Annotated in this window: 6 protein-coding genes and 1 pseudogene; 5 read left to right on the top strand and 2 right to left on the bottom strand. The window is 71.7% G+C overall.

Features of this window, described 5'->3' with window-relative positions; all coding sequences use genetic code 11:
- Window positions 1–302, bottom strand: a pseudogene (locus HGA02_RS20355) (hypothetical protein); the annotation flags it as partial.
- Between the two features lie 213 nt (window positions 303–515).
- Entirely contained in the window at window positions 516–1,676 is a 1,161-nt protein-coding gene (locus tag HGA02_RS06395) for a diacylglycerol kinase family protein (RefSeq protein ID WP_168678325.1), read from the bottom strand.
- Window positions 1,677–1,844: 168 nt separating this feature from the next.
- Here HGA02_RS06395 and serS point away from each other — a divergent pair, with 168 nt between their 5' ends.
- The 5 genes from serS (at window position 1,845) to HGA02_RS06370 (ending at window position 7,571) form a co-directional block, all read left to right on the top strand.
- The gene (gene serS, locus HGA02_RS06390; RefSeq protein ID WP_168678324.1) at window positions 1,845–3,128 is read left to right on the top strand and encodes a serine--tRNA ligase; all 1,284 of its coding nucleotides are present in this window, start codon (window positions 1,845–1,847) and stop codon (window positions 3,126–3,128) included.
- Window positions 3,125–3,919, top strand: a complete 795-nt coding sequence (locus tag HGA02_RS06385) for an HAD family hydrolase (RefSeq protein WP_168678322.1) — start codon at window positions 3,125–3,127, stop codon at window positions 3,917–3,919. The genes serS and HGA02_RS06385 overlap by 4 nt, the downstream gene beginning before the upstream one ends.
- A 196-nt stretch (window positions 3,920–4,115) precedes the next feature.
- A complete protein-coding gene (locus tag HGA02_RS06380; protein ID WP_168678320.1) occupies window positions 4,116–5,492 on the top strand; it encodes an ABC transporter substrate-binding protein in 1,377 nt (458 codons plus the stop codon).
- A 145-nt stretch (window positions 5,493–5,637) separates the two neighbouring features.
- Window positions 5,638–6,627, top strand: coding sequence for a carbohydrate ABC transporter permease (locus HGA02_RS06375; RefSeq protein WP_168678318.1), 990 nt, complete (start codon window positions 5,638–5,640; stop codon window positions 6,625–6,627).
- Entirely contained in the window at window positions 6,624–7,571 is a 948-nt protein-coding gene (locus HGA02_RS06370) for a carbohydrate ABC transporter permease (RefSeq protein ID WP_168678317.1), read from the top strand. The genes HGA02_RS06375 and HGA02_RS06370 overlap by 4 nt, the downstream gene beginning before the upstream one ends.
- Window positions 7,572–7,640 lie beyond the last annotated feature (69 nt).

The following is a 7,640-nucleotide window of genomic DNA, read 5'->3' as shown; positions in this document are numbered from 1 at the left end:
GGGAAGGCCGTCTGCCCGACGAGCGCCGTGACGGCGAACGCGGCGACAACGGCGACCGCCGCGAGCGCTCCGGCGGTCGCGAGCACGAGCGAGGCGGACGTCGCCCGGCGGGACGGTGGTGCTCCGACGACGTGGGCACGCGGCGTCGACGTGGGCGACGGGGGTGCCGAGAAGGGCGTGGGGCTGACGCTGCGGAAGGCATCCGGCGACGGCGCGACGCGCGGCGGCATCGGGACCACCGGTGTGGGCGCCGTCCGGTGCGGCGACCCGCCCGGGGGCTCGGGGCGGCTGTCGGTGGTCACCGTCCTCCTCGTCCGCGCTGCTCGGTGGTCCTCCGACGGACGGGCCTGCCGCTGCGGGCCGGGCTCGTCCTCGACGTCGCGCGCACACGCACGTCCACGGCGACTCGTGTCCACGGTAACGGCGACGTCGGACATCCGGGGAGGAACCGGACGATCTTCACCACCCCGGAGCAACGCCGACGCCGACCCGGCTCGTGGCAGGCCGTGCCGCGGTCAGCGGGTCGGAACGCGGACCACCAGCGCGCCGGGGTCGACCCGGGCCGTGAGCTCGGTGACCCGTCCGACGACGTCGCCGTCGACCTGCACGTGGTCGCCGCCCGGCACGACGAGCCGCACCTCCTGCGCGCGCGTGTGGTCGATCCGGCCGATCTTCGCCGGCAGGTCGTTGCGGACCCCGACGCCCTGGAGCACGACCTCGCCGAACAGCTGCGCCCACCCGGCGATCCCGGCGCGCGTGTCGATCGCGGCGACGTCGAACCAGCCGTCGTCGAGCTCCGCGTCGGGCAGCAGCGTGATGCCGCCGGGCAGCTTCCCGCAGTTGCCGATGAGCAGGCTGCGCAGCCGGGTCGAGGTGACGGGCTGGTCGTCGAGCCGGACGTGCACGCGGCTGCGACGGCCGTGCAGGTGCTTCATGCCCGCGACGAAGTAGGCGATCCAGCCGACGCGCGCCTTGAGCTGCTCGTCGGCGTCGGCGACCATCGCCGCGTCGAACCCGACGCCCGCGATGACCAGGAAGATGTGGTCGCGCGGGACGTCCCCGTCGTCGGGCAGGTCGTCCGCGGCCTCGGCGACGTCGTCGTGCACGTCGGACTCCCAGCGCTGCACGCGCAGCCAGCCGACGTCGATCGTGCGGTCGCGGCCCTCGACGGCGACGCGCATCGCCGCGAGCGGGTCGGACAGCGGGATGTCGAGGTTCCGCGCGAGCAGGTTGCCCGTGCCGAGCGGCATGAGGCCCATCGGCACGCCCGTCCCGACGAGACCCTCGGCGACCGCCCGGACCGTCCCGTCGCCGCCGATCGCGACGACCACGTCCGCGCCCCGCTCGACCGCCTCGCGCGTCTGGCCCACGCCCGGGTCCTCGACGGTCGTCTCGAGCCACAGCGGCTCGGGCAGCTCCTGCTCGGCGCACAGCCGCAGCACCGCGGCGCGCAGGTGCGCGACGTCGGGCTTCGACGGGTTCGCGACGAACGCGACGAGCTGCCCGCTGCCCTCGATCTCGCGCGCGAGCCGCAGCGCGCGGGCCGACCGCGCGACGCCGGGCGACTCGATGCGCCGCCGGAGGTCGCGCTGCCGGACGAGCAGCACGAGGACGAGGAGCAGCGAGAGGAGCGCGAGCGCACCCGCCACGACCGCGACCCACCCCTCCCACGACACACGGGCAATCTACGGCCACCCGCCCCTGACCCGCCGGAACGCCCCGCACCACTCCCACCTCGGTCCTCGCCACCGCCCTCTCCCACCCGTGCGCTCCGCGAGACTCGGCGCAGCGGGGGCCGGTCGGGTGCGGGGCGGGGGGTGCGGGGTGGTCGGTAGAGTCGGCGGGTGATCGATCTGCGGCTCCTGCGGGAGGAACCCGAGCTCGTCCGGACCAGCCAGCGGCTCCGTGGCGACGACCCGTCCCTCGTCGACCAGGTCCTCGACGCCGACTCCCGCCGCCGCGCCGCCCTCACCGAGTTCGAGACGCTGCGCGCCGAGCAGAAGGCGCACGGCAAGAAGGTCGCGTCGGCGCAGGGCGAGGAGAAGCAGTCGCTGCTCGCGCACGGCAAGACGATCGCGGAGAAGGTCAAGGGGCTGCAGGCGGAGGCCGACGAGGCCGAGCGGCACGCGACGGACCTGGCCCGGCGGATCGGCAACGTCGTCGAGGACGGCGTGCCGGGCGGCGGCGAGGACGACTACGTCGTGCTCGAGCACGTCGGCACCCCCCGCGACTTCGCCGCGGAGTACGGCGACGACTTCGCGGTGCGCGACCACCTGGCGCTGGGCGAGGGCCTCGCGGCGATCGACACCGAGCGCGGCGCGAAGGTCTCGGGCGCGCGGTTCTACTACCTGACGGGCATCGGCGCTCGGCTCGAGCTCGCGCTGCTCAACGCGGCCGTCGACCGGGCGCTCGCGGCCGGGTTCACGCCGGTCATCACGCCGACGCTCGTCAAGCCCGAGGTCATGGCCGGCACGGGCTTCCTCGGCGCGCACGCGGACGAGATCTACCACCTGCCCGCCGACGACCTGTACCTGGTCGGCACGTCGGAGGTCGCGCTCGCGGGCTACCACAGCGGCGAGATCCTCGACCTGACGGGCGGCCCGAAGCGGTACGCGGGGTGGAGCGCGTGCTACCGCCGCGAGGCGGGGTCGTACGGCAAGGACACGCGCGGCATCATCCGCGTGCACCAGTTCCACAAGGTCGAGGCGTTCTCGTACACGACGGTCGAGGACGCGGCCGACGAGCACCGCCGCATCCTCGGTTGGGAGAAGGCGATGCTCGACCTCGTCGAGCTGCCGTACCGCGTGATCGACACCGCGGCGGGCGACCTGGGCAGCAGCGCGGCCCGCAAGTTCGACTGCGAGGCGTGGCTGCCGAGCCAGCAGCGGTGGCTCGAGCTCACCTCGACGTCCAACTGCACGACGTACCAGGCCCGCCGCCTGGGGGTGCGCGAGCGCACCGCCGACGGCACGGTCCGTCCGGCGGCGACGCTCAACGGCACGCTCGCGACGACGCGCTGGATCGTCGCGATCCTCGAGAACCACCAGCAGGCCGACGGGTCGGTGCGCGTCCCGGAGGCGCTGCGCCCGTACCTGGGCGGTCTCGAGGTCCTGGAGCCCGTGCGATGAGCCGCTGCACGATGGTCGCGCTCGACGTCGACGGCACGCTCATGTCGTACGACGGCGTCATCTCCGCCGACGTGCGGGACGCGATCGCGGCGGTGCGGGAGGCGGGGGTGCACGTCGTGCTCGCGACGGGCCGCGGCGCGCACTCCGCGGTGCCGGTCGCGCGCGACCTCGGGCTCACCGAGGGCTGGGTCGTGTGCTCGAACGGCGCGGTGACGGCCCGCATCGACGGCCGCGACGAGGGCTTCGAGATCACGAAGTCCGTGACGTTCGACCCCGGTCCGGCGCTGCGGACGATCGCGATGGAGCTGCCCGACGCGCTGTTCGCGGTCGAGGACCTCGGCGTCGGCTTCAAGGTGTCCGCGGACTTCCCGGCGGGCGAGCTGTCCGGGCGCGTGCAGGTGGTGCCGTTCGACGAGCTCGCGGCGACCCCCGCGACGCGCGTCGTCATCCGGGCGCCCGAGGCGAGCCCCGAGGAGTTCCACGCGCTCGTGGAGCGCGTCGGCCTGCACGAGGTCGAGTACGCCGTCGGGTGGTCGGCGTGGCTCGACCTGACGCCGGGCGGGGTGTCGAAGGCCAGCGCGCTCGAGGAGATCCGGCAGCACGAGGGCGTCGAGCCGTTCGCGACGGTCGCCGTGGGCGACGGGTCCAACGACGTGCAGATGCTCCGGTGGGCGGCGCGGGGCGTGGCGATGGGTCACGCGTCCGACGTCGTGCGCGCCGCGGCGGACGAGGTCACGGGGACCATCGAGGACGACGGCGTCGTCGCCGTCCTGCGCAGCCTCGTCGACTGACGACAGCACGCCCGCGGGCGTCGTCGCAGGTGCCGCGGGCAACGGCCGCCACGGCGCTGACACGTGTGCGTTGCCCAATTGTGACCGTTCTGTCCCCGTGCGCCGGTTGCGAAACCCTTGCGCAACGACTTGCATCGCTGGGGAGGGCGCGACGGGGTGGAGTCGCGCGTCCGGACCATGACGACGTGGAGGTCTCATGAACGGCTTGCGCAAGCGTCGCGGCTACACCGCGGCAGCGGCGGCGGGGGCGGGTCTCGTGCTCGTGCTCACCGCCTGTTCGGGAAGCGACGACGACGGGGGCAGCGGCGACGGCGCGTCGTCGACGACGGACTGCACCGCGTACGAGGACTACGGCGACCTGTCGGGGAAGACGATCAGCGTCTACACCTCGATCGTGGACCCGGAGTCGCAGCAGCAGATCGACTCCTACGCCCCGTTCGAGGAGTGCACGGGCGCGAAGATCGAGTACGAGGGGTCGCGCGAGTTCGAGGCGCAGCTCCCGGTGCGCCTCCAGGCCGGCAACCCGCCGGACATCGCGTACATCCCGCAGCCCGGCTTCCTGAAGTCGATCGTCGAGCAGTACCCGGACGTCGTCGTGCCGGCCCCGCAGGCCGTCATCGACAACGCGAACGAGTACTACACCGAGGGCTGGGTCAACTACGGCACGGTCGACGGCACGCTCTACGCGACGCCGCTCGGCGCCAACGTGAAGTCGTTCGTCTGGTACTCGCCGTCGGCGTTCGAGGAGAACGGCTACGAGATCCCCACGACGTGGGACGACCTCATCGCGCTGACCGACCAGATCCGTGAGGACCACCCCGACGTGCAGCCGTGGTGCGCGGGCATCGAGTCCGGCGACGCGACCGGCTGGCCGGCCACCGACTGGCTCGAGGACGTCGTCCTGCGGACCGCCGGTGCGGACGTCTACGACCAGTGGGTCAACCACGAGATCCCGTTCAACGACCCGCAGATCCTCGAGGCGCTCGGGACCGTCGGCTCGATCCTCAAGGACTCGGAGCGCGTCAACGGCGGCTGGGGCGACGTGACGTCCATCGCGACGACCCCGTGGAACGAGGCGGCGCAGCCGATCCCGGACGGCGCCTGCTTCCTGCACCGTGCGGCGAACTTCTACCAGGCCAACTGGGACGAGAGCCTCACGGTCGCCGAGGACGGCGACGTCTACGCCTTCTACCTGCCGGGCAAGACCGAGGACGACAAGCCGCTGCTCGGCGGCGGTGAGTTCGTGACGGCGTTCGCCGACCGTCCCGAGGTCGCGGCGTTCCAGGCCTACCTGTCGAGCCCCGAGTGGGCGAACAAGAAGGCCGAGGTCACCGGCCAGGGCTGGCTGTCCGCGAACAACGGCCTCGACCCGGCGCTGCTGCAGTCGCCGATCGACAAGCTGTCGTTCGACCTGCTCACCGACGACTCGTACATCTTCCGGTTCGACGGGTCCGACCAGATGCCCGGTGCCGTCGGCGCCGACGCGTTCTGGAAGCAGATGACGGCGTGGATCGCCGAGGACCAGTCCGACGAGGAGACGCTGGACAACATCGAGGCGGCCTGGCCGCAGTGACGCCTCGACCGGTGTGACACGACGTGGTGGGGGTCCGTCCGCGGGCCCCCACCACGGCCGTCCCACCGGCGGTCCCCTGCGCGCACGGCTCGCGCGCCTCCCCCCGTGCATCGACGCCGGCCTGGACGGCGATGAAAGGTGAGCCATGGACTGGTTGATCCGCCCCGACACCACGGGCGAGAAGCTGACGCTGATGGTGCTCGCGATCCTGCTGTTCGTCGTCGTGATGGGTCTGATCCTGTTCGGCGTCGACCGGATCAAGCGGCTGCCCGTCTGGGTGGTCGCGCTCGGGTTCCTCGGCCCGACGTTGCTGTTCCTCACGTTCGGCCTGCTGTACCCCGGCCTGCGGACGATCCGCGACTCGTTCTACAACAACAGCGGCGACGCGTTCGTCGGGTTCGACAACTACGTGAAGGCGTTCACCGAGGACCAGTTCCAGATCGTCCTGCGCAACACGCTGCTGTGGGTCGTCCTGGTCCCGCTCGCCGCGACCTTCATCGGGCTCGTGTACGCCGTGATGGTGGACCGCACCCGGTTCGAGTCGTTCGCGAAGACGCTGATCTTCCTGCCGATGGCGATCTCGCTCGTCGGTGCGTCGATCATCTGGAAGTTCGTCTACGAGTACCGGCCCGACCAGGGCAACATCCAGCAGATCGGGCTCGCGAACCAGGTCCTCGTGTGGCTCGGGCTGCCACCGCAGCAGTTCCTGCTCAACCAACCGTGGAACACGCTGTTCCTCATCGCGGTCATGGTGTGGATCCAGGCCGGCTTCGCGATGACCGTGCTCTCCGCGGCGATCAAGGCCATCCCCGACGACATCGTCGAGGCCGCGCGCCTCGACGGCCTGGGCGGCGCCAAGATGTTCCGCTTCATCACCGTCCCGAGCATCCGGCCCGCGCTCGTGGTCGTGCTCACGACCATCGCCATGGCGACGCTCAAGGTGTTCGACATCGTCCGGACGATGACCGGCGGCAACTTCGGCACGTCCGTCGTGGCCTACGAGTACTACACGCAGTCCTTCCGGGCCCAGAACCCGGCGTTCGGTGCTGCGCTCGCGGTGCTGCTCTTCGTCCTCGTCATCCCGATCGTCGTCTACAACGTGCGGCAGCTGCGACTCTCGGAGGAGATCCGATGACCGTCATCCCGCCCACCAACCTGGTCGACGAGACCGAGGCCGACACCCGCGCCGTCAGGCCGGCGCGCAAGATGTCCCGCGCGGAGAAGCGCGCCATCGCCGTCAAGGGCAAGCTCAGCTCCCCGTGGGCGTCGGGCATCGCGATCGTCATCGCGGTCCTGTGGACCGTCCCGACGTTCGGCCTGTTCGTGACGTCGTTCCGCCCGCGTGCGGAGATCCGGTCGTCGGGCTGGTGGACGCTTCCGTGGAACCCGGAGCTCACGCTCGACAACTACCAGGAGGCGCTGTTCGGGTCCTCGACGAGCCTGGCGACCTACTTCCTGAACTCGCTCGTCATCACGCTGCCCGCGGTCCTCATCCCGATCTCGCTCGCGCTGCTCGCGGCGTACGCGTTCGCCTGGATCGACTTCCGGGGTCGGAACCTGCTGTTCGTGGGCGTGTTCGCACTCCAGGTGGTGCCGATCCAGGTCACGCTCGTCCCGCTGCTCTCCCAGTACGTGTCGTGGGGGCTCGCGGGCTCGTTCTGGGTCGTGTGGCTGTCGCACTCGATCTTCGCGCTGCCGCTCGCGATCTACCTGCTGCACAACTTCATGAAGGACATCCCGCCGTCGCTCGTCGAGGCCGCGCGCGTCGACGGCGCCGGGCACGTGAAGATCTTCTTCCAGGTGCTCCTGCCGCTGCTCACGCCCGCGATCGCGTCGTTCGCGATCTTCCAGTTCCTGTGGGTGTGGAACGACCTGCTCGTCGCGCTGGTGTTCGCGGGCGGCACGCCCGACGTCGCCCCGCTGACGGTGCGCGTCGCCGAGCTCGCGGGCACCCGCGGGTCGCAGTGGCACCTGCTGTCGGCGGGTGCGTTCATCGCGATGATCGTGCCGCTCATCGTGTTCCTCGCGCTCCAGCGGTACTTCGTCCGCGGCCTGCTGGGTGGTGCCGTCAAGGGCTGACCCGGCCGTCCGACCGCTCGACCCGCGGCCCGCGCACCCCCCGGGGTGACGCGGGCCGCGGCGTGCCCG

Source organism: Cellulomonas septica, from assembly GCF_012396155.1.
In the GTDB taxonomy this organism is placed as follows: Bacteria; Actinomycetota; Actinomycetes; order Actinomycetales; family Cellulomonadaceae; genus Cellulomonas; species Cellulomonas septica.
Note: the sequence above shows the minus strand (reverse complement) of the source record. Positions and strands in the feature narration are given on the sequence as shown.